The organism is Streptomyces sp. NPDC012474, assembly GCF_042955185.1.
In the GTDB taxonomy this organism is placed as follows: domain Bacteria; phylum Actinomycetota; class Actinomycetes; order Streptomycetales; family Streptomycetaceae; genus Streptomyces; species Streptomyces cahuitamycinicus.
Window position 1 is genome coordinate 86,623 of the sequence record NZ_JBIBEP010000002.1, and the last position, 23,480, is coordinate 110,102.

The window sequence follows — 23,480 nt, forward strand, 5'->3', positions numbered from 1 at the left end:
ACAAGTTCATGTCCTCTGGCCAGAACGTCGCGATCAAGGGGGCAAACCGTTGGCTGAGGCATGCCCCCGGCGACGTCCCATACTGGGGGCCGCCTGGGAGCCAACCCGCCAGACCACGGCACCCCGCGCCCTGACCAGGCAAAACAGCAAACCACCTGGTGCCGATCTTGATTGAACCTGATTCGGGACGAAGGGGCCGGGAGTTCAGGACGCCAGTTGTTGCAGGCGGCCGATGGCCTCGCGGAGAACGTCGTCCCTCTTGCAGAAGGTGAACCGAACCTGGCTGCGGCCGGCGTCCGGGTCGTCGTAGAACACGGAGTGGGGATGGCGACGACTCCGCACCTTTCGGGAAGCACGCGGCAGAAGGCATAGGCGTCCTTCTCCCCGAAGGGCGTGATGTCGGTGGTGATGAAGTACGTGCCCTGGGGCTGGTAGACCTCGAACCCGGCCGCGCGCAGGCCGTCGCCGAGCAGGTCGCGCTTGCGGCGGAGGTCGGCGCGGAAGTCTTCAAAGTACGAGTCCGGCAGGCGCAATGCCTCGGCGATCGCGTACTGGAACGGGCCCGCGCTGATGTACGTCAGGTACTGCTTTGCAGTCCGGACGGCGGAGACGAGCGGGCCGTTCGCCGTGACCCAGCCAACCTTCCATCCGGTGAAGGAGAAGGTCTTGCCGACGGAGCCGATGGTGACCGTGCGTTCGCGCATGCCGGGCAGGGCCGCGATGGGTCGGTGCGTGCCCTCGAAGACCAGGTGCTCGTACACCTCGTCGGTGACGACGAGCAGATCGTGCTCGATGGCGAGTGCGGCGATGGCGCTCTGTTCGTCGGCGGTGAGGACCATCCCGGTCGGGTTGTGAGGGGTGTTGAGGAGCAGGAGGCGGGTCTGCGGGGTGATCTTGGCGCGCAGCTCGTCGAGGTCCGGGCGGAAGGACGGGGCACGCAGGGTGAGCGGTACGCGCTTCGCGCCGGCCATCGCGATGCAGGCCGCGTAGGAGTCGTAGAAGGGCTCGAAGGCGATGACCTCGTCGTCCGGCTCCAGCAGCGCCAGCATGGTGGCGGCGATGGCCTCGGTGGCGCCGGCGGTGACCAGGACCTCGGTGTCGGGGTCGAAGGAGACGTCGTAAAAGCGCTGCTGGTGGTCAGAGATCGCGGCACGCAGTTCCGGGATGCCGGGGCCGGGCGGATACTGGTTGCCCTAGCCCTCCCGCAGAGCGCGGACTGCGGCCTCGCGGATCTCCTCGGGGCCGTCGGTGTCCGGGAAGCCCTGGCCCAGGTTGATCGCGCCCGTCGCGGTCGCCAGCGCCGACATTTCCGCGAAGATCGTCGTCCCGAGTCCGTCCAGCCTTCGGTTCAGCAGCGGCCTGGCGTCATGTCTCAGCGTTCTCTCGCGGGTTCTTGTCGACTCTCCGGGGACCATCCTGACTCATCGCCGGTCATGCCTCCGTGGTGCGGGCCCGCGATGGGCGGGAGCAGGAGTGCTCTGCTCTTCCGGCTCGGCTGTCGGTTCCCGGAGGACACCGGCCTTCGCTGAGATGTCGTGCAGGAGCGCGTCCCGCAGGGTGTGCAGCGTCGCGATCTTGGCGACCAGGAGTCGCGCCGCGGCGTGAAGGGGATCGGCCATCGCGTGGAAATCGATGCGCGTGAACCGGTCAGGCCAGGTGACCTCCAGGCGCTTGAGGGCGCCGGCCGAGATTTCTCGCCCGTTCTGGCCCTGCGCCAGCCGCGCGATGTCGCTGCTCCTGCTCCTGAGTTCATGGAGCAGCCACCAACGGTCCTCGTCCTCACCAGGTCGTATGGCGACTACGCCTCTGAGCGGTGTTGCTGGTTGGCTCAGCACAACGATGTGTGCACCGTCGGAACGGGTGCTCAGCAGCAAGGTGCCGGGAGGATGTGCCTCGCCGTCGTTCGCTGGACTGCTCAGACGGAACCTCTGGACATGGGGCACGGGTAGGTCGTAGAGATCTTTAGGAGCGGCTACATCGATGACGTCGGTGGTGGATTTTGAGGGCAACGGGGGAAGCGAGCGTTCGGAACCTTTGCCCGTCTTCGACTTTGCGACCTTCGCGAGCGGTCGTGTCTCCCACGGCGGAATCGTCGCCGCCCAGTCGTCATGGAGGGCGTCGGCCAGTTCCACCGCCTTGCTGGCGGTCTCCTGGTAGAGGGCGGTCATCTCCTCGATGAGGCCGAAGGCCCGGTGGTACGCGTTGATGACGTCTGTCGGAGGCAGCGGAAACAGCATGCGGTGGAGCGTGTCGAGGCTGATGGTGGGCTCGACATGTGCCGTCACGTCCTCGTCGATGCGAGCCTTCGCCGTCGGTGTCTGTAGCCAGATACGCAGCCACCGCACTATGTGCGGCTCAGCGCGAATGATGCCGATTGACCTGGTCGCTGTGCATCCCGCGTGCTCGGCGGTGACCAGGGCGGAATCGCCCACCCGTCGGACGAGTACGACGGCCAGGTCGCCCTCCTTGAGGGTTGCCCGGCTGGGCGGGGATTCACCGGGCCGACACTCATTGGCCCTGGGCGAGAGGATCCTGCCGTTCTGGACGAACGTCGAGCTGACGACTCCTGCAGTCTGATCGGCAGCCGCGTCGTCGAGGAAACCGGAAGTGGTGTAGATGCGCCCGTGGATCCGCTCGTGTTTGATGGAGGTCGTCTGCCAATCCGCTTTACCCGAGGCGACCTGGTCGGCATTGGCTTCCATCAGATCTCCTCCAAGGCGTCCAGCAGTCGGAGCTCCAGGGCGCGCATCTGCTCGAACTGATCGGTCAGTTCGAGCTTGAGCTGCTCGACCCGGCTCCGTGTGTCCCGCTCTGGGCCGAGAGGCTCCACGGCGTACGAGGTCGGCATCAGGCTGGACTCCCGGTCGGCGATCTCCTTGGTGGAGCAGCTTCGGGACCAGCCGACTGCGTCGTTGTACGGCGAGGCCGCAGCACCGTTCTCGGAGAGGCCACGCCAGGCCGCCAGGGTGGTCAGGACCGATGCCGTGTTCTTCTCTCCCAGCCTCCGCGCTCTCGAATTCGGTACCGGTTCGAAGGCTCGCCGTGCGTTGATGAAAAGCACCTGCCGGCGGCGGTTCTGGACACCCCAGCCGGGGCGCGCGCTCTTGTCCTTGTTGAGCACCCACAGACAGGCGGGGGCTTTGGAGTGACCGAACACGCGAGGTGGCAGAGCGATTACGCACTCGACGAGATCGTCACGCAGGAGGCGTTCGCGGAGCCTTCGGGTGACAGGCTGTCTGCTGTTGGCCACGCTGTCGGCCATCAGGAAGACGGCACGTCCGGCGGGAGCCAGCGCGTGCGCGATGTGCTGAATCCACGCGGAGTTGGCGGACCCTCGGGACGGAGGCTCCTCCGGCCACCGGGGATCGACCGGGACCGGAGGAGGCGACCGGCGGGCGCCCTCCTCCGACTTGTCCTCCGGTGCCCAGTCGCGCTGGTTGAAGGGAAGGTTGGCCAGGATGATGTCGTGGGGTTCGGGTTCGGGCTCCGCGAGGCTGTCCCCGGGCGGGAAGACGTGAGCCGTGATCCCACGTACCGCGAAGTTCATGCGGGCCACCTGTGAGGTGTGGGCGTGCTGCTCCTTTCCCTGCAAGGACATGGTCGGGTCCAGCCCGACGCTTTTGCGGACGTAGCGGTGACTCTCGACGAGCAGTCCTCCTGAACCGCAGACCGGGTCCAGCACTCTGTGCCTGTCACGGGGAACGGCCGCACCGACCATGAGACGCGCCATGTCATCCGGCGTGAAGTAGTGGCTGCCCTCAGCCTGGTCCGCCGAGAGGTCACGGAGGCACTGGTCGAGCAGGGGCCCGACCCGCTGGATGGAACCGATGGCCTGGACGAGAGCGTGCAGGTGTCCTTCGGAACCAGAGGGCGGAACGGGCATCAGGCTCCTCGTGCCCGCGTCAGCGCCCTGTTCGTCGGTTGGGGGAAGCCAGTGGCTCAGACACTTGCTCACGGCAGCGCGGATTCCCGAGCCGCGCTCTGCCGGCTGCCCCATCAACCACGACCATGTCGGTACGCCGGTGCCGGGCTCGGCGTGCGCTTTCCGGCTCAGGTACAGCAGCCCGAGGACGAGGCGGGTCGCGTCGTGAGCGTTCATCAGCCGCGAGAGATGCATGCGGTGTCGGCGCATCTTCGCGAGCACCTCGTCGAGCGAGGAGGCACTCTCGGCCTGCATGTGTCCTCCAAGGGCACTCATGTCGCTCACGAGCCCACCACCCCCAGGGCCCCCATGACCACCATAAGGAGCGTCAGGGAGCCGGCGAAGGTCAATGCTCCAGTCTTGAAGGCCGCCGTGGGACGCCCTCCCTCGACGACGGTCACACCGCTGCCGACCAGAGCGGCGACAAGCGCCACGAGGACCGCGATGATCACGTACATCAGCCTCAGCTGCACGACGTGGTTCCTTCCTGAGGTCGGGGGATCTCCCGGCGGACGAGTGAGCCGGTGATCCCTGGCTTCAGGAAGGACAGTAGAAGACGTAGGTCATGCGCCGCTGGGTGCACGCCGTTTGGGATTTCTCTATGCGCGCGCCTAGAGTTCAAGCACTTCAGTCGAGTGCACGTCGTTTGGGATTTGAGACAGCAAGTCGACAACAGGGTGCGTCTGGGCCCTCAACTCACGCCCGAACGGGTAGGCGAAAAGCCTTGACCCGGATCAGTGGACGCTCTGCGCAAGGATTGCGCCCAGGGCACCTCGACGATGCCGTCCCATGACCACCGAGGCGGCCTGCTGCGAACCGGATCTCGCCTGCCGCCTACGCCGCGTCAGCCTCCGTCGCATCCGCGATCTGAAGCAGCTGGGCCAACTCTTCCCGCCCGCACCTGATCAAATCGAACGCCAGCGCCGGGTCCGTGTCCGGCGGCAGCGGGGTATCGGTGAGGACATCCGTAAGGGTGTACCGGCCGAGCAGCCACCGCTGTAGCGCGCGCCAGTCGGCACCCCGGTCAAGCGGTAGGCCGTTCGCCCACGGCAGTGCCTCGTACTGGGTGCCGTCGGTGCCGTTGGCGTGGAGTAGCCCGGAGCGACGCACGAGGCAAGGGAAGCAGACGCCGCAGTTGGCGATGGGAGGGCCGCCGCGTCGGCGGGTTGGCGGCTTGCCGCAGCTCAGGGTGGACTCCAGGTCGGACGGGGTGAGGCCCGCAGTACGTCCGGCCTTGCACACCTCGCCTTTCGTGAGCTGTGCCAAGGGGTTGACCACCTGCACCGTGCTCTCCGTGTCGCTCACGGCAGTTACCAAGGCGTTCAGACTGGCCAGCGTCCGCGGGTGCACGGAACGTGTGGAGCAAGCAGCCGAACGCGCGGGTGTCAGAGGCGGATTGAGGGCAAGCTGGCCGTTCTCGGGGATGTGGACGGTGCCCACCCCGTGCGCAGTAGCGGCACGGATCGCGCCCGCCGCGTACAGCAGGCCACGCGTGCGAGAGGAGGTCTCCAGCCGTAACCCCGAGCCGTCGCCCGCCGGGGTCTGGCTCATCGGCAACAACAGCACCGGTCGTGTTCCGCCCAGTCGTTCGACGGCCTTGTACACCCGCTGCTGGAGACGCAGCAGGCCGATCTCGCGGAACATCACGAGCAGCAGCGGTCGGGAGTCGTCAGCGCGCGAGCGGGTGGCGGCCCAGCTGAGCGAATCCAGTCCACCGGAGAACAAGGCGACTTCCGAGGCGCGCGAGTCGTCCGGAGAGACCAGCACCTCTTCGACGTAATAACTGGTAAGAGGCCGGAAGTCCACATTCCATAGGTCCCCGGTGAGGACTTGGAGGAGCGCAGTGAGGTGGGTACGGACTGCTGCGCTTCCCCATCGCTCGTGATCCGTTACGGGTACGGCGAGGCTGATACGCCGGGTCCACCGGTCCCGTACCCGGGTCCGACGTACGTACTTGTCGGCGATGAACGCAGCCCTGGCGACGCGGAACAGATCCTCGGCCCAGTCGGGGACGGGACCGGGCAGATAGTGCCGGCCAGTGATGCGGCGCTTCTTTTCCTGGAAGGTTTCCTCGCCGATCTCCGTCCAGCGGTCGCCACGAGGTCGGTCGCCCTGGGGGCCGCGCCACCACAAGAAGTCGTCGGAATCGGTCACGCCGCAGCTCCCTCCTCTCCGGTGATCTCCTCAGTGATCAGGCCAAGCACCTTTCCGACCGCCCGCGGCACCAACAACTCGGCGATCTTGGGCAGTGCAGCCGCCGGATCCTGCACAGCGCCCACCACCGACTCCGCGGTATCCACAGCCTGCGCAAGATCCGTCGCCTCGGCGGACTCCTCACAGGGATTCGGCACCAGGTCCACCACTTTCTCCGCGACCCAGTCAGCGATCCTGCTTTCCGGATCGGTCGCGATGAGCACCGGGACCGCCAGCTTGACGTGCTCGGCGACAACAGACCTGAGGAACTCCCCCACCATGTCGGCGAAGAACACCTGATAGAGGTCGCACAGGATGTCCCAGGTGAAACCACCGCCGCCGGCGCATCCGCCCATGGCGTCGCCCAGCTCGGGATGTCTGTTCCGGACATCGCGGACCGCCGCGGCCATCCCCCTGCGCACCGCGGCGTCGGCGAGTGTGCCGCCGTCCCCTCCGACCTCCGATACGAGACGTGCAACAAGCGCGTCCTCCGACTCCGCACCCTCTGTAGCCAGCGATCCCAGAGCCCCAGCGAGCCGTTCGCCAGCCGCACAGGCCGTGTCGTACAACCCGAAGGCCGATCGATCGGCACGGAGTGTCTCGTGCAGGGCGCTCAGGTGGTCCGCCGCAATCTCCTCCAGCCGCTGATCCGCGTTGCGCGAGTCATCCCGCCAGCGCGCCAGCCGCCTCCCGGCCGAGCTCCACGGATCGCCGTTCGGCCCCTTCCATCGCGTGGATGTCCCCACATCGCCCCCAACGATGGTGCTCCAACCTGCACTTCGTCCATGGCATCAGACCGGACGATCCCCAGGTAGGGCGGGACTCGGCCAGGGCCTCACGGACCAGCCAGGTGCTGAAACAGCCGGGGGCATCACTTCCCGTGACACCTACACCTAGAAGCGTGACCAGCCGTAGCGCTGAGTCACAGACATCACGCAAATCCCCGTTCAGGGCAGGTGCCGGGCTGGCAAGATTGCCCCTTGCGTCATATGCCCTGCTGTTCATGCCCTCTGTAGAGGGCTCGCTGACGGCGATCAAATCAGCAACCTCCGACCGCCCGCACCAGATGACATCAGTCGCCTGAAGGCCGCTAGCGATCCGATTCCGGTCGCAAGTTGTCATCCACCACACGGGCAGTCGGCATACGGGGCGGCCACGCCAGCATGGATTCCGCGGTCGGGCACAGGAACCCGGCGAGCGGAGGGTGAAGCCCATGGCCAAGCTCACGGAGGAGCAGAAGCGGCAACGAGCTGCCAAACGTGCTCTGCACTCGGCCCTCGAAGCCGAAGCGGATGACCGACGGCGCCGTGAGCGGGATGAGCAGTGGGAGCGAGACGGTACACGCCTCAGCTGGGCGGAATACGTGGCTGGTGAGCCCTGCCGCGGTTGCGGACTGCCCATGACGGATGGGCTGGGGAGCTGGCCACCCCTACTGAAGTTGTCCGAGGCGGAGAAGCTCGAATACGAGGAAGCCAACCAGAAGTTCCGGGAGCGGCACGTCGACTGCCGGGACGCCCGGTGGACCGTCAGCGGTTCTCGGGTAACGCACTGCTGTTTCTGCTGCCCGCCACCGCCGATGGGGCCGAAGCAGATGGAGAAGCTCGCCAGGCTGTTCGCTTCCTGGCCCTCACGGGAGGAACGCAAGAAGGACCTCGATAGTTGGGATCTCACTCTCCGTTGCGACCACGTGGTGCCTTATATTCAGCATCGCGAGAACACCTACGTCTCCACCCGCGTCGTCGACTGCCCAGAGTGCGGAGAGCGTCGCGGCGTAGTGAACAGTGAGCGGGTAGGGCCGGCGTACCGCGATGACGGGACCATCCGTGAGCGGGCGGCAGCTGATCGAGAGCGGCTCGCCCGGGAACTGGCTGCCGCCAAGGCCAAGTTGACCCGCCAGCAGAAGAACACGGCAGCCACCCAACGGCGCATCGCCGAGCTCCAGGAAGAGCTCGGCAGTGAGTCTTGCTGAGACGAAGCGCAGGCGGCGATGCCAGGTCATTTCCCGGCATCGCTTCCCAATGGGGTACCGGCCGGGAACCCTCGTGTATCGAGGCGTCAGGACCCAGAGGCCGAATCACGCCCCGGCCAGTGCTTCGGCGGGGCGACGGCCGGGTCCGTGATCTGGAGGCGGTTCTGCCTGGTCGGGTCGATCGATGTCAGGGCTACGAGACGCTGGCCGTCAGCTGCTTCGAGTTCGGACAAGGCGTGAGGAAGGGCCGCGCAGACAGTGGCGATCGCCGTGCCCAGACCCACCAAGCCACCGTGCTTGTTGTTCTGGCGGTACTCGATGCGATGCAGGCCCGACTGTGCAATGGCCGCCACTTCGAGTGGCCGGCTGAGCTGCTTGGTGTCGTTGGTGATGACGACCTCGAAGCCGTCGGCTTTGGCCTTGGCGTACAGCTCGATGTCCTTCGTGCCCGTCCAGCCCTTGAGGTCGTGGACGTGGACGACTTCATGGGCCTTCAGCAGGATGCGCACGATCTCGGCCATGGGGCGCGGCACGTTCTCGTCGAGCAGCAGTTTCAAGCGACGACCTGCCGGGGCTCGCTGCTGCCATAGCTGTCGACGTACTCGCTGAAGTCGGCGGCGTCCCGGGCGGCCTCTGCCGTCACTCCTGGGTAGAACTCACCGATCTGGTCCGGCGGGATGCCGTCTCTTACGAGGGCAGCGACATCTGACGCCGGGATCCTGGTGCCTTGGATGACCGGTTCTCCGCCGCGGACCGACGCGTCGACCGCGACGTGCTCACGGGGGGTGAGCAGAGCGGGAATGCTACGGCCGTCCTTATAGAAGGGCGCGAGAACATCCACCATCTGGTGGATGACCACGTTGCCCCCCTTGATCAGGTCTACGGCGTGGTCGGGTTCAGCCAGATAGATCGTGTCCGGACCCGCGACAAGTTTGTACGAGGAGAGGTGCTTCGACTCGCCGAGATCCTCCCGGAGCGTGTTCAGCGCACGGCGGATCTTCTGCAACGAAGCCTCTTCGCGCAGCTGCACACAGATGCGGAGTGCGACAACGTCGCGGAACGAGTAGAGGATCGGCCTCTCGCTGGAGATCTCGGGCACGAGCACGGCGCCCTTGGGCCCGGAGGCTCGGCGCCAGTGGGACAGCTGGCGCAGCGTCGCACCGGAAAGAGCCGCGGCGAGTTTGGGTTCGTACGACACCGCGTGCCTCCTTCCGTCTTCCGCCCCCATCGATATCGGCCTGAACGTACCCCATTCTCCTGGAGGCCACTCAGCGCAGAAACCGAAGGACCCTTTCAGGGTGAGCCGGGGACGCCCCCTTGCCGCACAGGCCGCTGCCACGGGAATCGCCACAGCCCGCCACACGTCCGTGGCATTTTCGGCCACCCACCGACGGCGCCCGTATGCGCCGCGTAACCTCACGGGCATGGGCGCATCAGCATCCGGTGCAGGTCAGGACGCCGACGAGGAGGCGCGGCGGCGGCTGAACGCGTACACGTACCTCAGCGCGCCCGAGCGGCTGGAGCACGTCGCGATCATGCGGGTCTTCTGCGGAACGCTGCTGGCGGATCTCGCCGTCCCGGACATCATGGCGAAATTGCGCCAGGCCGGTGCTTCCGCCGCAGGACTCGACGCCGACACCCTCACGGTCCGACTGGAACAGCTGGTCCAGTGGGGAAACCTGCTCCGCAGCAGCCACACGGTGAACGCGTCCAGCATCAGCGAGTACCAGCGTTCCCGCTCGCGCTACCAGCTGTCGAAACTGGGCGAACGTATCCAGCGGGACGCCGACGGGGTCCTGGCCGAGGCCGACGCCGCCCGCGAGGTGAGCAACGAACTGCTGGCACTGGTCGAGCGCGGACTACGGGAGCTGGCCGACCTCGCGACCGCGCCGGGCGGCGTCGAGCCGCAGGACGGACTGGAGCGGATCAGCACGCTGTTCGTGCAGTTCACTGAGTTCGCGGACTCCATACGCGACTTCTACGCCTACCTCGGCCAGGTGCTGTCCCGCTACGACCTGGACAGCGCCGAGTACCAGGGCTTCAAGGAACTGCTCCTGGACTACGTCGAGGCGATCACGGAGGACGTGGCGTTCCGCGCGCCCCGGATCTCGGCGGCGTTGGACATTCTGTGGCCGCACCTCCCGGCTCTGCTGGACCGGCTGGACTCCCACGCCCAGGGGCTCACCGGGCTCTCGGCGCAGGCGCAGGGCGAAAGCCGCCCGGAGGTCCGGATCCAGCGCAGCCGGGGCCGTGAGTTCGCGGACTGGGAGGGCCTGCGCGGCTGGTTCAGCAACAGCGACGGCCAGGGCAGCCAGGTCGACCAGCTACGCGACGCCACCCTGCGCGCGTTGCAGTCGCTGCTCGCCAACGCCAAGCGGATGCTGCGGTCGGCCACCGGGGAGATGTCCCGGCGCAAGGATCTGCTGCGGCTGGCCCGCTGGTTCGACGAAGCGGCGCCGCGAGACGCACACGACATCGCCGTCGCCGCCTTCGGGCTGTACGGCGCCCGCCATCTGGGTATACCTCCGGCCACCGACGAAGTGGTGCCCGCCTACACGAGCTGGTGGACCGGCCCGGTGGTCGAGGTGCCGGTGGCCCTGCGCGAAAGAGGCAGCCGAGCCCAGCGAGGCCGGGCCTCAACGGTGGAGGACCACTCTGCGCAGAAGCAGCTGCTGAGGGAGGCAGCCCGTCAGCGGGCAGCGGCCAGAACAGCAGCGGCAGACGAACTGCGCAGCGCGTCGGGCCGGTTCGCCGAGGTACGCCTCACGTCAGCGGCACTCAGCCTGCTCCTGGAGCTGCTGGCCACAGCGCTCGGAAACGCACAACTCAGCCGGCCCGTCAGCACGGACGGGGAGAGGACGGCGGGGTTCGACCTCGACTCGGCCAGCAGTGAAGACGCCGAACTGCGTATCCGCCTCACCGTGCGCCGGACGGCGGGCACGCGAACGGTGCTGTACTCGGCCGACGGCGACCTGCTGCTGGACGACCTGGAGCTGGACATCGGTCGCACCTCCGCCGCGGTCGACGGCGAAGCGGAGGCGAGCGTGTCATGACCCTCCCCTCGACTCACGACGTGGCCCTGGCAGCCGAGCGCCGCACAGCCGCCCGGTTGCTGCTCGCTCACCCGCTGATCGCGTCGGACGGCCCCCACGCCGACCTCTTCCCGCTGATCCGCAGGCACGCCGACTGGCTGGGCAAACGGTTCCAGCAGGTGCTCGGCTACCGCCTGCTGGTCGACAGCTCTTACGCCCGGCTGTTCAAGGCGGGGCTGGGGGCGGGTTCGGGTCATCGGCTGGAGCGCTCCACCGGCACCCCGTTCACCCCACACACGTACGCCTGCCTCGCGCTGGCCCTGTCCGTGCTGGTGACCGCGCCCGGGCAGATGCTGTTGTCACACCTGGTCGCCGATATCAGGGCTGCCGCAGCCGACGCCGGGATCGAGCTGGAGGAAACGGGCCGGGCGGCCGGGAAGCGGACCCTGGTCGCGGCTCTGCGCCAGCTCGTCGACTGGGGTGTGCTCATCGAGACCGAGGGTCATGTGGCCGCGTTTGCGCAGGAGGCGGGCGGAGAAGCGCTGATCACGATAGACCGGGAGCTGGCACGCGTGGTCGTCGCCGGCCCGCTCTCCCAGGCACGGGACGGCGCCGACCTGGTCCGGCGGGCAGCGGACCCGGGTTTCGGCGGACCACGCACCTACGTGCGCCGGATGCTCGTCGAGACACCCGTCGTCCACCTCGACGAGCTGACGGACGCCGAGCGTGACTGGCTGCGCACCCGGCAGCGCCGGGAGGCCCAGGCATTTTCCGAACTCCTCGGTCTGGAGATGGAGATCCGTGCCGAGGGCGTGGCGCTGGTGGACCCCGAGGAGGAGCTGACGGATCTGCACCTGCCGGGCACCGGGACCGTCGCACAGGCCGCGCTGCTGCTGGCGGAACGGCTGGTGGAACGCCTTCGGCCGCATGAGCCGGGGCATCCGGCGACCGGCGGGACGCTCGTCATCGGGGTGGCCGTCCCAGACGGCCTGGTGGACGAGGTGCTCGCCGAGCTCATCACCGAGTACGGGCAGCGCAGCAACTGGCAACGCGGCTACCTGGAGGACCCTCCCTCCCTGCGAGAGGCCGTACTGGACCTGCTGGTCCGCATGCGGCTGATGGCCCGCGCGGGCCGGCTGCGCGCCGAGGGCGAAGGACTGCCGGAGGGGTACGTCGAAGAGGCGTCGGAAGGACGCATGGTGACCGATGTCCATGGCGCACGGCCCGGCGGCGACGGCTGGGTGCTGCTGGCCGCAGCGGCCCGCTACGCCACCCAAGTCACGGTGCGCCCGGCCACCGCAGCCGGCAAAGGCACGGACGTACAAGAGGAGTTGCCGCTATGACCACCGACGGGCGTGGCCTCGTTCCGCTGCCGCGTTCCGGCGCTGCGACACCCACCGGCCCAGCGACGACCGCCGGCACCCGCTTCCGGCTGCACCGGGCGGGCATCCAGAACGTCTGGCAGTACGACGAGCAGGAGTTCTCCTTCGGCGACGGACGCCTGCTGCTGCGCGGCAAGAACGGCGCGGGCAAGTCCAAGGCCCTGGAGATGCTGCTCCCGTATCTTCTGGACGGCGACTCCCGGGCACTGGACGCGACAGGCACCGGCCGCACCACGCTCGCCTGGCTGATGCTGGACGGGTTCGAGCAGACCAACCGTCTCGGGTACCTGTGGGTGGAGTTCCAGGGCACGGCCGACGACGGCGGTCACCGCCACCTGACGCTCGGTGCCGCCATCCGCGCCTCGAAGTCGACGCAGAAGGCGCTGCCGACGTTCTTCGTCACCCCGCTGCGGATCGGTGAGGACCTGCACCTGGTCGAGGCCGGTAAGCCGCTGCCGGTCGACCGGCTCAAGGAGGTCGTCGGCTCCGACAACACGACCGACCGTGCAGTCCAGCACCGCTCGCGCGTGGCCCGGGACCTGTTCGGCATCACCGACGCGACGCGCTACCGCAATCTCACCCAGCTCCTCCACCGGCTGCGGCGCCCGACGGTCGGCGACCGGATCGAACACGGGGGCCTGGTCTCCCTGCTGAGCGAGACCCTGCCGGGGCTCGACGAGGACGTGGTCGAGAAGGTGGCGCGCAACCTGCACGACCTCGACGCCGTACGGGACGAACTCGGCCGCCTGGAACGCACCGACACGGCACTGCGCACCTTCCTCACCAGTTACCGCGGCTACCTGGCCGGAGTCCTGCGCACCTCCGCGCAGAGAGTGAGCCACGAACTGGGCGTCCTCGCGCACCGGCGCCGGGCGGCCGGAGACGCCGCACAGCGGACGAGCGACCTGCGGACGCAGGAGGAGGAGTCGGAGGGCCGACTGGAGACCCTGCGCGACGAGGAACAGAACGCCCGGACCGACCTGGCCGCCCTGCACGCCAGTCACGCCTACCGCAGCCTGCGCGAACTGTCGGAGCGCCGCGGCACGGTGGAGGCGCTGCACACCGCCGCCGAGGCCGCCTTCACCACCCTGCGCAACGCACACGACGCGGAGGAGAGCACGGCGGAGCGGCTCACCGAAGGGGTCGAACACCTTGGGAGCCGGCTGGCCGAGCTGGGAACCGAACACCGGGAGCTGCTGACGCAGGCGGAGAAGGCCGGGCTTCCCACCGGTCATCTCGGCGAGGCGGTGGCTCTGCCGCGCACGGTTCTCGCCCAGGCCACCGAGACCGATCTGACGACTCCGGACGGGGAGTCGCGTACCGTACGGCACCGGTCGGTGGCCCGCGTGGACACGGTCACGGCGCAGGAGGGGCTGCGGTCCTGGCAGTACCAGTTGGAGGACGCCGAGGCGGTCGCGAGAAACCGGGCCCGGATGGTTCAGGAGGTGACCCGCCTCATCTCACGGGCGGACGAGGTCCGGACCGCGGCGGCTCAGGCCGATGGCGAGCGGGAACGGCTGGAGGGCGAGGCGGAAGAGGCCGCCGGCCATCTGGAGGGCAGCCGTCAGAAGGTCGCCGAGGAGAGCGGCGCCTACGCCCGCCAAGTCGCCGACTGGGCGGCACGCACGCGGACTGCGCTGGGTATCGACTGCCCGTCACTCGACGCCGTCCACGCCACCGTCGGCCACGAGACCTCTACCGACGCGCCGTTCGCGGACCGCACACTGCCGCCCGACATCGACAGCCAGGCGTGGCGGACAGCTCAGGCCACGTTGGAGCCGTACGGCGAGGAACTCACCGGGCGCCGGGACGCCCTGGCACTCGACGTCAACCGGCTCGGCGAGGAAGTCGACCACCTGGCGGAGCAGAAGCGGGACTGGGAGCAACGTACCGACCCCGAGCCGCCGGCCCCGCACCATCGTGCCGCCGCAAGGACGCCGGGCAGTGGAGCCCCTTTCTATCGGCTCGTGGACTTCGTGGACGACCTGGCTCCGGCCGACCGAGCCGGTCTGGAAGGGGCGCTGGAGGCGAGTGGAATCCTGGACGCGTGGGTGAGTGCGGGCGGCGTCCTTCTCGATCCGCGCACCCGGGACACCCTTCTCCAGCCGGGTCCCGTGCTGTCCGGCGGGCGGACTCTCGCCTCGGCCCTGCGCCCGGCCCCTGAACCGGGTTGCGGCGTCACCTCCGAGCAGGTGGAGAGTCTCCTGGCCACCATCGCACTCGCATCGGCACAGGAGACCTCCGCGCACAACGTGGTTTTCTACGACGGCAGTTGGCGTCTGGGCGTACTCAGCGGTCGTCATGACAAGGGCGACACCGAGTACGTGGGGGCCGCCGTACGCGCCGAGACTCGGCGACGCATTCTCGCCGAGTTGGAGGAGCGGATCGCGCATACGAAACAGCGGCTGGCCGATGTCCGCGAGGAACTCGCCGTAGCCGATGCCATGCGTCGGGCTCTCACGATCGCGGAACGGGATTTCCCCAGGGCACGGAATCTCGCGGACGCATGGAGCAGGACTGAATCAGCCGAGCGGACTCTGCGCGACCTGACCGCCAAGGCGACCCGGGCGGCGCGGCTGGCCGAGGAGGCCCGCGCTCTGGCGGTATCGGCGCGGACCGAGGCGGATGCCACCGCGACTGCCCACGATCTGCCCGGCGACCCCGCCGCCCTGGACCGTGTGCGCACCGCACTGGCCGGCCTGCTCAGCGGTATCGGACATTTGCGCAGGGCCGTCAGCGGCACGGGAGAGCGACTCGGTCCCAACCAGGCCGATGCCGACCGGTACGGACGCGCCCGCGAGGATCGCCTGGCTGCGGAAGAGGGCTACCGGGTCCACCTCACCGGTCTGCGTACCGCCGAGCAGGACCTGCGCACCCGCGAGGAGGCCATCGGGTCGTCCGAGGAGGAGACCCTCACCCGCGAGCAGGAGACCAAGCAGCGCATCGCGAACGCCGTCCAAGCGCTCCCCGCGGCACAACGAGCTCGCGACGATTTCCACGACCTGCGCGTGCGCGCGGAAGAGGACGAGAAACGCCTGCGCGGGACCCTGGCGGACCAGGAGACGGCGGTCATCGACACCGGCAGCGCTCTGCGCGGTGCTCTCAGCCGACCCGAGGTGGTGCTCGGAGCCGGCCTCGACCGGTCCACGCTGCCCGAGTACGTGTCGGACGATCCCGGCGCGGACGTCCGCAGCCGTCTGCGCGCGCTGCGGGCCCTCGCCGAAGCCGTGGAGCAGGCCCTCGGCCGCCCGAAGGGCGAGGTCTCGGACAGCACCCTGCTCAACCGCCACACCGATCTGCGCGACCAACTGGCCGGCGGATTCGACGCGCAGCTGGAGGAGCGTGACGGGATCAAGGTGTGCCGCTTGGTCGACGACCACGGGTCCCATGACGTCGCGGCCGTGGGCGAGCGGATCGCGGTTCAGGCCGCGGAGGCCCGGGGACGGCTCACCGAGCGCGAACGCGAGGTCTTCCAGCGGTTCCTGACCGGCGAGCTCGGCGACCACCTCTCGGCACAGGTCATCACCGCGGCGAACCTGGTCGCGGCTCTCAACGACACCCTGCGGACTGTGCGCACCTCCCACGGCCTCGGTGTCGAGCTGCTGTGGAAGCTGGACGAGGACGTGGACGCGGATGTGCGCGCGGCCGTCGAGCTGCTGCGCAGTCCGTCGAGCCTCAGGACTCGCGACCAGACAGAGCAGCTGCGCGAGGTGCTGCAACGCCGGATCGAGGACGCCCGCCGTGCCGACCCGTCAGCCGGTTACGCCGCCCATCTGCGGACCGCGCTGGACTACCGCGACTGGTTCCGCTTCCACACCTTCGTGGTCGAAGACGCGGCCCCGGGCCGCCGTAGGAAACTGACCGGCCGGACCGGTCTCAGCCAGGGCGAACAACGCGTGCTCTCCTACCTCGTACTCTTCGCCGCGGCTGCCGCCCACTTCACCAGCCTCGCCGAGTCGGCACCGCACGCGCCGCGGCTGATCCTCCTGGACGACGCCTTCGCCAAGGTCGACGAACCCACCCATGGCCGGCTGGGCCGTATCCTCGTCGACCTCGATCTCGACTTCGTCCTCACCAGCGAGCGGCTCATGGGCAACTGGCCCGAGGTTCCGTCCCTGCACATCTACGAGTGCCTCCGTGATCCCCACGTACGCGGGGTGGCCACCCTGCACTACACCTGGAACGGTCGGCACCGGCGTCTGGTGTCCGTTTGAGCGGGCTGCCCGCCGCAACGCGCGACTGGCTGACGGGACCTGGACTCACCCGGCTCTGGCAGGGGGTACGTAAACGCCTGGAAAGCAACGGCGTACAGGCCACGGGTTCACTCCGGCTGACCGCGATGAACGCCCAGGAACGCAACGACCTGTCTCTCCTGCTCGGCAAACCCCTCACAAGTGCCGCCGTGACCATACGGCTCGACGTGCTCGACGCACGGCTGCGCGCTTCGGCCGCCGGACTCGGCCTCAGACAGACCCTGGAGGAACTCGGCCCGCCACTCACCGACCGCCGTGCCGCCCGTGCGGACGTGGCCACACGGCGGGAACAAGTGTGGTCGTCCCTTGCTTCGTCACTGGACGCCTCCCCACTCGCCGACCAGGAATGGCCCCGGCAGTGGTACGACCTGCTGCGCCGTGCCGGTGTTCCGAGAGGAGTGACGCCCGAAGCGGCGATATGGACACTCCAGCAGGCGATCCAGGTCCTCACCGCTCTTCTCGGACCCGAAGGACATGAACGCAACGGCACACGCGGCCGAGGAGAACTCGCCGCCATGACGACCGGCTCCGCGCACGGCCTGGACGACGGAACCTGGCTCGCACGCCTCGTCCAACGCGGGGTCGCCCTCGCCCATGGCACCGAGTTCCCCGACGACGCGGCCGGCCGACGCGCTCTGTGGCGGCTGGTGTCCGTCACGCCGGACGAGGTCTCCAGCACGGTGCTCACCTACGGGCTGCGACCCGACGGCGAGAGCTGGCGCGAGCGCGCCCTGCGGGAGCGAGCCGACCATCACGCCGAGGTTCACGTCACCCCACGCGACCTGCATGATCTCCGGCTGCGGCTCCCCACCGGAACGCTCATCCACATCTGTGAGAATCCGCGGGTGGTGGAAGCTGCGGCGGACGCGGCCTGCGTCCAGCCCCTCGTGTGCACCTCCGGCAGCGCCGCCACCGTAGTCTTCACGCTTCTCGACGCCCTCGCCGCCACGGGCTGCTGCTTCGCCTACCACGGCGACTTCGACTGGCCGGGGATCGCTCTGGCCAACCGGGTCATCCGCCGCTATGAAGCCCGACCGTGGCGGATGGGCGCTGCGGATTACGAGCATCTGGCCGCTCGCAGCCAGGCGGAGGGCATCCCTCAACTGGCGCTCGACGGCCAGCCAGTCAACGCGGACTGGGACCCGGATCTCGCCCCCGCAATGACCGCCCTCGGCGTCGCGCTCCACGAGGAGGCGACCCTCGAACTCCTGGTGGACGACCTGTCCCGCCAGACGTAGGACTTGGTATCAGCGCACGGAACGGAGGTAGCGCTGCACGGTTCGTCTGGAGCAACCAAGCACTTGTGCGATGTCGTTGATCCGCCATCCGTCTTTGCCCAGACGGATGGCCGTGAGAGCTCGGTCCGGCAGGGGCGTTGCACTCTTGGCAAGCCAGAGCATTGCCGCGATGCGGTCGCGCTCTGCGGGGCCGAAGCCGCCGTACCAACCGTGACGAGCTTCGGGGTCCTCCGCTCGCAGCGCCAGGGCTAGGCACTCCAAGCGGCCCCTTGGGTCGACGACAGCCTGCGCGAGGGCCAATGCAGCAGGCTCGCCCATGGCGAAGTGTTCGATGAGTTTGTCGGCAAGCTTCCGTCCTGCGGCCGCCAATGCAGGCAGGGGCAGCGCCTCGACAGGGCGGGGCAGCACGGTCTCGCCCGCGCCGGATGACGGATCCTCCGATCTTCGTCCCGGTGTCCATCCAGGCACGCACCTGGACGCCGTGGTCGTCCAAGGAGATCGGTCACGCTGATTCCCGTTCTCCCTCTCGGCTCGCCCGGGCCAAGACCCGATGTGTCCGAGACGGCATCAGCACGCTCGACCGCACTTCCGAGACGTACCGGCTTCGGCTGCCGGCGTTGCCGCCCACCGCCAACATGGCGAAGGTGAGGAGCTTGAGTCCGCTGATGTGACTGCCCGAAAAACGCTAGCAGCAGGGGTGACACTCCCTCAGAATCCTGTGATTCACTACCGGTTGGCTGCGCTAGTGTGCTAGGCGGCGTACCGGAGAACAGGTCCTCTTTACCGCAGCTCATCACGACAGCATGGTTCCGCCGAGCGGTGTGGTCTTCCAGATCCCACCGGCCTGGATGCCTTGTGGCTGATCGGCGCGGCCGAACGATTCGGGCAGCTCCGTAGGCCGGTCAGAACGGCGGTCAGACGGACTCGGCTCGGCAGCCGTCGACTGATGCCCTGCTGGGAGCCATCCGGGAGCCGACCCGCTCCCCGAGCCCCTCCCACACCACCCGAGAGCATCCCACCCCAACGCCCTGGCCAGGCGAAACATCAAACCTTCCGGTGTCGATCTTGCCCGACCCTCATTCGGGACGAAGAGGTCGTGGGTTCAAATCCCGCCACCCCGACAGCTAAGTAGCAACGTCAGAGGGTCCTTACCGAGTCGGTAAGGACCCTCTGACGTTGCTGCGTGTCTGTCTGCGTCGTGTCTGTCTGCGTGACCAACGCTCTGTCTCCCGCTTGAAGATGAGCGTCGATGACCACCGTCCCGATTTGGATCACGGGACGGATCTGCTTCCGGTAGGTAGACCGCTTCGGTCACGGCCGTGCCGTAGTGGCCGACGAGCCGGGAGATCTCCTCCAGCGGACGCCACGATGGGGGAGCAGCGACACGAAGCTGTGCCGGAGTTCCCAGGGTGTTCACTCGCCGGCATCTCCCCCGTCGACGTCCTTGAGCGCTTGACGGAAGGCACGGCGGACGTTGACAGCGTCGAGCGGCTTGCCGCCGGCCGAGAGGGAGACGAGCCCGCGTCCTCCTACGCGTCTCCAGCGCAAGCCGCTCCCAGCCCTGACCTTCGAACTGCTGCCAGAGCACTTCCACCGCAGCGCGTCGGCAGGGCGAGCGTGCGCCACCAGGCTCAACGAGCCGACATCAGCGGCTGACACCACCCCCAACGAAGAGGGGCGGGGGCCAGGGCGTCCACCTCGTGCACTGCGTTCCGAAGGAGGAGGCCCTCAGGCGGCGGTACAGCGACGCGCGCCACCTGCCCTCACGACCTGCCCGCAGCCTGTATGACCTCCGATGATCGATCTCTCAGAGCTACGGAATCAGAAGGTGGCCGTGCCTCAGCCGTGTCCGATCGAGCGGAGAACGACGGTAACTCCCGGATTCCGGGCAAGAGACCTGCCAAGAAGAAGGACACCGACATAGCATCCTCGCAGAGAGTCTGGCCGAAGATAGCCGCACTGAGCAGCACAGCGAAACTTGTATAACAGATGGCGGTGCCGCGGGAGACGCCCGCGGCACGCCTGGAACACCCTAGCCTGGTGAAATCTGGACGATGGGCGAGAACCGGTGAATGGTTGCCGAACTGGTTGTGAAATTCCGCAGGAATACCTGTGCGCGAATTTCCTCGCCACCAAGCTCCGTGTCCAGCACGTCGCCCGGGATATTGGGCCACGTCCACGAATACGCTTCCCGGACAGAAGCAGGCTTCCAGCGGGTAACTCCGTGGTTTGCGAGGTGGTCGTGGTCCACGTCATCCCACTCCCACCACGACACCCAGTCTTCGAACTCGAAGCCAGCACCAATCTCTTGTGGCGTAAACGCTTCGGTGACGTTCACAGTCAGGGTCCAACTGTCCCCGTTCTGTGAGACATTGACCCTTGGGTTGATTAGATCCATTTTGCGACTCTCCATTTCTTGCACATTCCGCTAGGTACTGCTCCTCAGACAGATTGACGCCTGAAATACGCCTAGCCACCCTGCAAGTCGTTGATGAGTCTCACCACTCAGGAATTCGGCAGTTCTACCCCCGGGAGCAGGCTTCACTGAACCTGTCACAGTGCAACTTTTCGAGCGATATTATTGCCACCGCCAAGCGCCTACCAATTCCTCCCATTAATTCCAGGAGAGCACACCCGTCCAGGGGATGCAACCTTTACGATGGCGCCCGCCAGGACAGAAGATCAGTTGAATGAACGAGCCGACACCCTATCCGTATTACGCTATTCAACAAGTGCTTAATTTGTTCAGCTTTCTACTTGAGATTGAACTCGCCGTAGGACTGCCGGGTGTTCTGTCGTCTATCACCTGACCATGTGGCATCCACAGGCTCCGTGAGGGCTTACAGATTCGAGCACCAGGGGTTGCCCGCGACGAGGAAGCACAGCACCAAGGAACCTGGGCATCAGCGTCCAGTCCATGCAGGGTGACGACAGTGAGGTGTGGTCGGCCGACGAACCGAGTCAACTGCACCGGATAGGCGTTGAAGGACAGGTCGCGTTACTGCTTCCACCAAGGTGGCTGAACGAAGCTCGGCCAGGCTGCACTGAAGAAGAGGGCGAGCAAGCGCCGCAAGGAATGAGCCGGAGTCGGGAGGTGAGTATCCATGGATCCGTTGACGTCGTGGTCCCCTTCCCGGGTCTCCTTGCGCATATCCATGTCCCGGACGGCGTCGAGCAGGGTGAGACCCTCCTCGGCCGGCCGGCCGACGACCTGGCGGCGTGAAAGCCCGGTACCGGGTGCTGTTCGGGCGGCTGAGGCGATGCGGCGTGATCCGAACGACAGCCCTCAGAAGAGCATTCCCGTCAGCGTTCCCGCCGTCGTCAGCGTCAGGAAGGCCGCTCCCCATCCCATCGCCTGCCGTATGCGACGGTGCCTGGTGGACGTCGTGCGCGTCAGGAGCTGAGGTGGGAGGTCGGCGGTCGGGGCCGGGCGGGGGTGGCTCGCCAGGCTCAGCAGGACCAGGGACGGGGCGCAGGCCGCGCAGCCGGTCCAGAGAAGGAGTTGGGGGATCGTGGCGTACTGGGTGGGGGTGATGACGCCGGCGGTGATCGCGGTCAGGAGGGCGGTCAGGGCCGCTCCGAGGGTGGCCAGGGTCAGGCCGGCTCGGTGGTCGGCCTTGGCCAGCTCCGCGCGGACCGACTCGGGCAGGCGCGGCGGGCCGAGTTCCGCCGTGTGCTCGCCTTGGAGTGTGGTCATGCGTACTCCTCGCTGATCAGCGGTTTCCCCCGAGTACCCCAAAGGGTGGGCGGTACACCGGAGTTCAGGTGTTCCACGTCTCGTCGTACGGGTCGTGCGGGGTGGGGACCGGTCTGGCGGTCGTCACCTCCAGGTACGGGATCGGGCCGCCGTTGACCGGGTCCTTCATGCGGCGGGGGGTGTAGGTGCCCGTGATCTCCAGCCAGGTGTCCGGTCGCAGGACCGGCGGGATGGAACCCGTCAGTGCGATCTTGACCGGCTGGGCGTCGGCCGCGCAGCAGTTGAGGCCCATGCGGACCAGATAGGGCGTGCCCTTCCGGTCCAGGGTGACGAAGCCGGTGATCTTCAGCCGGCGGTCGCGGAGGGAGCGGCCGTCGTCGTAGATCGCGCGGCCCGCGTAGTCGGCCACGGCGAGGCGCAGGGGTGCGTCGCCGGCGGGGAGGGCCGGGAAGCCGAAGGGTTTGGTCAGGGCCGTGCCGGTGTGCGCCGCGCTGTAGGAGCCCAGGGCCGGCGGGGCGACCAGGATCAGGGCGAGGACCGGGAGGGTGAGGAGCCAGGAGACGCGGGGCTCGCGGTGACGGTGGTGGTCGTCGGCGGGGGTGCGGCGGTCGTACCAGAGGGTCGCGGCCGCCGTGGCGATGAGGACCGCGCCCGCCAGGAGGACCAGGGGCCGCAGTCCCTCCTTGACGTAGCGCAGGTAGAGATCGGTCGTGCCGGCGTGCAGCAGGGTCGCGCCGAGCAGGAAGAGGAGGGCCGTCTGGGCCAGGCGGTTCACAGCAGGACCGTTCCGGTCAGGGCCGATACGACGACGGCCAGGGCGAAGGTCGCGGGGGCGAAGCGCAGGGCGAAGGCGCGGCCGAAGGTGCCCGCCTGCATGGCGAAGAGCTTCAGGTCGATCATCGGGCCGACGACCAGGAACGTCAGACGGGCCGTCAGGGAGAACTGGGTCAGGGACGCAGCCACGAACGCGTCCGCCTCCGAGCAGATGGAGAGCAGGACGGCCAGGGCCGCGAGGACCAGGACCGACAGCACGGGGTTCCCCGCCGCGAGGCTCAGCCACTGCGCCGGGACCACGGCCTTCAGGGTCGCAGCGGCCATCGCGCCGATCACCAGGAAGCCGCCCGCGTGAGTCACGTCGTGGCGGACCGAGCCCCAGAAGGCCGCTCCCCTGCCCTGGCCCTCGTACGACGCGCGGGCGGACGGCCGGAGCCAGTCCGTGCGGCCGAGGCGGTGCCAGAGCCAGCCCATCGAGCAGGCCACCAGCAGGCTCGCGACGAAACGGGCCAGGACCATCTCCGGGTTGCCGGGGAACGCCACGGCCGTCGCCGTCAGCACGATCGGGTTGATGGCGGGTGCCGAGAGGAGGAAGGCCAGGGCCGCGGCGGGCGTGACCCCCCGGCGGACCAGGGCTCCGGCCACCGGTACGGACGCGCACTCGCAGCCGGGCAGCACGGCGCCGGCGACGCCCGCGACCGGGACCGCGAGGGCCGGGCGCTTCGGCAGGGCCCGGGCGAAGAACGACGGCGGCACGAACACCGCGATCGCCGCCGACAGCAGGACACCGAGCACCAGGAACGGCAGCGCCTGGACCATGACCGCGACGAACACCGTCATCCAGCTCTGCATCACCGGAGCGGACAGGGCCCCGCGGATCGGGTCCTGGAACATCACCGCCGTGAGCAGCAGAAGGGTAAGCAGGAGGGGGGAGTTGAGGTGCCGGCCCTCTTCTCTGCGGCCTTCTTCTCCACGGACCTCTTCCCCGTGGCCAGCCCTCCCACGGACCGCTCCTCCGTG

Annotated in this window: 18 protein-coding genes and 1 pseudogene; 6 read left to right on the forward strand and 13 right to left on the reverse strand. The window is 68.1% G+C overall.

Features of this window, described 5'->3' with window-relative positions; all coding sequences use genetic code 11:
• Window positions 1-204: 204 nt before the first annotated feature.
• From ACFY9S_RS05180 to ACFY9S_RS05205, 6 genes and pseudogenes are all read right to left on the reverse strand, one after another.
• A pseudogene (locus tag ACFY9S_RS05180) lies at window positions 205-1,415 on the reverse strand (pyridoxal phosphate-dependent aminotransferase).
• A gap of 6 nt (window positions 1,416-1,421) precedes the next feature.
• Window positions 1,422-2,702 carry a hypothetical protein gene (locus ACFY9S_RS05185; RefSeq protein ID WP_391123174.1) on the reverse strand — a complete coding sequence of 427 codons (1,281 nt, stop codon included), beginning with the start codon at window positions 2,700-2,702 and terminating at the stop codon, window positions 1,422-1,424.
• On the reverse strand, window positions 2,702-4,177 hold the full coding sequence (locus tag ACFY9S_RS05190; RefSeq protein ID WP_391123177.1) for an N-6 DNA methylase: 1,476 nt from the start codon (window positions 4,175-4,177) through the stop codon (window positions 2,702-2,704). Before ACFY9S_RS05190 ends, ACFY9S_RS05185 begins: the two co-directional genes overlap by 1 nt.
• A gap of 26 nt (window positions 4,178-4,203) precedes the next feature.
• A complete protein-coding gene (locus tag ACFY9S_RS05195) occupies window positions 4,204-4,395 on the reverse strand; it encodes a hypothetical protein (RefSeq protein ID WP_391123180.1) in 192 nt (63 codons plus the stop codon).
• 361 nt (window positions 4,396-4,756) lie between these two features.
• On the reverse strand, window positions 4,757-6,076 hold the full coding sequence (locus ACFY9S_RS05200) for a 7-cyano-7-deazaguanine synthase (RefSeq protein WP_391123183.1): 1,320 nt from the start codon (window positions 6,074-6,076) through the stop codon (window positions 4,757-4,759).
• Window positions 6,073-6,861, reverse strand: coding sequence for a hypothetical protein (locus ACFY9S_RS05205; protein ID WP_391123186.1), 789 nt, complete (start codon window positions 6,859-6,861; stop codon window positions 6,073-6,075). Before ACFY9S_RS05205 ends, ACFY9S_RS05200 begins: the two co-directional genes overlap by 4 nt.
• A 467-nt stretch (window positions 6,862-7,328) precedes the next feature.
• Between ACFY9S_RS05205 and ACFY9S_RS05210 the strand changes: the two genes are divergently transcribed.
• On the forward strand, window positions 7,329-8,084 hold the full coding sequence (locus ACFY9S_RS05210) for a hypothetical protein (protein ID WP_391123189.1): 756 nt from the start codon (window positions 7,329-7,331) through the stop codon (window positions 8,082-8,084).
• 86 nt (window positions 8,085-8,170) lie between these two features.
• Here the strand turns inward: ACFY9S_RS05210 and ACFY9S_RS05215 are convergent, their stop codons facing one another.
• A complete protein-coding gene (locus ACFY9S_RS05215; protein WP_391123192.1) occupies window positions 8,171-8,641 on the reverse strand; it encodes a DUF5615 family PIN-like protein in 471 nt (156 codons plus the stop codon).
• Window positions 8,638-9,282, reverse strand: coding sequence for a DUF433 domain-containing protein (locus tag ACFY9S_RS05220; RefSeq protein WP_145487086.1), 645 nt, complete (start codon window positions 9,280-9,282; stop codon window positions 8,638-8,640). The genes ACFY9S_RS05215 and ACFY9S_RS05220 overlap by 4 nt, the downstream gene beginning before the upstream one ends.
• A 226-nt stretch (window positions 9,283-9,508) precedes the next feature.
• On the opposite strand from ACFY9S_RS05220, the gene ACFY9S_RS05225 reads away from it, so the two are divergent.
• From ACFY9S_RS05225 to ACFY9S_RS05240, 4 genes are read left to right on the forward strand one after another with little or no spacing between them, the layout of a single operon-like run.
• Window positions 9,509-11,137: a TIGR02677 family protein gene (locus ACFY9S_RS05225; RefSeq protein ID WP_391123196.1), complete on the forward strand. Its 1,629-nt coding sequence runs from the start codon at window positions 9,509-9,511 to the stop codon at window positions 11,135-11,137.
• Window positions 11,134-12,459 carry a TIGR02678 family protein gene (locus ACFY9S_RS05230; RefSeq protein ID WP_391123199.1) on the forward strand — a complete coding sequence of 442 codons (1,326 nt, stop codon included), beginning with the start codon at window positions 11,134-11,136 and terminating at the stop codon, window positions 12,457-12,459. Before ACFY9S_RS05225 ends, ACFY9S_RS05230 begins: the two co-directional genes overlap by 4 nt.
• On the forward strand, window positions 12,456-16,712 hold the full coding sequence (locus tag ACFY9S_RS05235) for a TIGR02680 family protein (protein WP_391123201.1): 4,257 nt from the start codon (window positions 12,456-12,458) through the stop codon (window positions 16,710-16,712). The genes ACFY9S_RS05230 and ACFY9S_RS05235 overlap by 4 nt, the downstream gene beginning before the upstream one ends.
• Entirely contained in the window at window positions 16,709-17,989 is a 1,281-nt protein-coding gene (locus ACFY9S_RS05240; protein WP_391123204.1) for a TIGR02679 family protein, read from the forward strand. The genes ACFY9S_RS05235 and ACFY9S_RS05240 overlap by 4 nt, the downstream gene beginning before the upstream one ends.
• A 9-nt stretch (window positions 17,990-17,998) precedes the next feature.
• On the opposite strand, the gene ACFY9S_RS05245 is transcribed toward ACFY9S_RS05240, so the two are convergent.
• Both ACFY9S_RS05245 and ACFY9S_RS05250 read right to left on the reverse strand, forming a co-directional pair.
• Complete coding sequence (locus ACFY9S_RS05245) at window positions 17,999-18,307, reverse strand: helix-turn-helix domain-containing protein (RefSeq protein ID WP_391124219.1); 309 nt, start codon at window positions 18,305-18,307, stop codon at window positions 17,999-18,001.
• A gap of 1,714 nt (window positions 18,308-20,021) precedes the next feature.
• Window positions 20,022-20,327, reverse strand: a complete 306-nt coding sequence (locus tag ACFY9S_RS05250) for a hypothetical protein (protein WP_391123207.1) — start codon at window positions 20,325-20,327, stop codon at window positions 20,022-20,024.
• A 756-nt stretch (window positions 20,328-21,083) separates the two neighbouring features.
• Between ACFY9S_RS05250 and ACFY9S_RS05255 the strand changes: the two genes are divergently transcribed.
• A complete protein-coding gene (locus tag ACFY9S_RS05255) occupies window positions 21,084-21,212 on the forward strand; it encodes a hypothetical protein (RefSeq protein WP_391123210.1) in 129 nt (42 codons plus the stop codon).
• A gap of 63 nt (window positions 21,213-21,275) precedes the next feature.
• Here ACFY9S_RS05255 and ACFY9S_RS05260 read toward each other — a convergent pair whose 3' ends face one another.
• From ACFY9S_RS05260 to ACFY9S_RS05270, 3 genes are all read right to left on the reverse strand, one after another.
• Window positions 21,276-21,686, reverse strand: coding sequence for a hypothetical protein (locus tag ACFY9S_RS05260; RefSeq protein ID WP_391123213.1), 411 nt, complete (start codon window positions 21,684-21,686; stop codon window positions 21,276-21,278).
• 64 nt (window positions 21,687-21,750) lie between these two features.
• Complete coding sequence (locus tag ACFY9S_RS05265) at window positions 21,751-22,461, reverse strand: TIGR03943 family putative permease subunit (protein ID WP_391123216.1); 711 nt, start codon at window positions 22,459-22,461, stop codon at window positions 21,751-21,753.
• Window positions 22,458-23,384: a permease gene (locus tag ACFY9S_RS05270; RefSeq protein WP_391124221.1), complete on the reverse strand. Its 927-nt coding sequence runs from the start codon at window positions 23,382-23,384 to the stop codon at window positions 22,458-22,460. The genes ACFY9S_RS05265 and ACFY9S_RS05270 overlap by 4 nt, the downstream gene beginning before the upstream one ends.
• Window positions 23,385-23,480 lie beyond the last annotated feature (96 nt).

What these genes read in the sequence shown, in the direction of transcription:
- ACFY9S_RS05185 (WP_391123174.1), bottom strand. Translation starts at nt 2,702, where the DNA reads ATGGAAGCCAATGCCGACCAGGTCGCCTCGGGTAAAGCGGATTGGCAG.
- ACFY9S_RS05190 (WP_391123177.1), bottom strand. Translation starts at nt 4,177, where the DNA reads ATGCAGGCCGAGAGTGCCTCCTCGCTCGACGAGGTGCTCGCGAAGATG.
- ACFY9S_RS05210 (WP_391123189.1), top strand. Translation starts at nt 7,329, where the DNA reads ATGGCCAAGCTCACGGAGGAGCAGAAGCGGCAACGAGCTGCCAAACGT.
- ACFY9S_RS05225 (WP_391123196.1), top strand. Translation starts at nt 9,509, where the DNA reads ATGGGCGCATCAGCATCCGGTGCAGGTCAGGACGCCGACGAGGAGGCG.
- ACFY9S_RS05230 (WP_391123199.1), top strand. Translation starts at nt 11,134, where the DNA reads ATGACCCTCCCCTCGACTCACGACGTGGCCCTGGCAGCCGAGCGCCGC.
- ACFY9S_RS05235 (WP_391123201.1), top strand. Translation starts at nt 12,456, where the DNA reads ATGACCACCGACGGGCGTGGCCTCGTTCCGCTGCCGCGTTCCGGCGCT.
- ACFY9S_RS05245 (WP_391124219.1), bottom strand. Translation starts at nt 18,307, where the DNA reads ATGGGCGAGCCTGCTGCATTGGCCCTCGCGCAGGCTGTCGTCGACCCA.
- ACFY9S_RS05260 (WP_391123213.1), bottom strand. Translation starts at nt 21,686, where the DNA reads ATGACCACACTCCAAGGCGAGCACACGGCGGAACTCGGCCCGCCGCGC.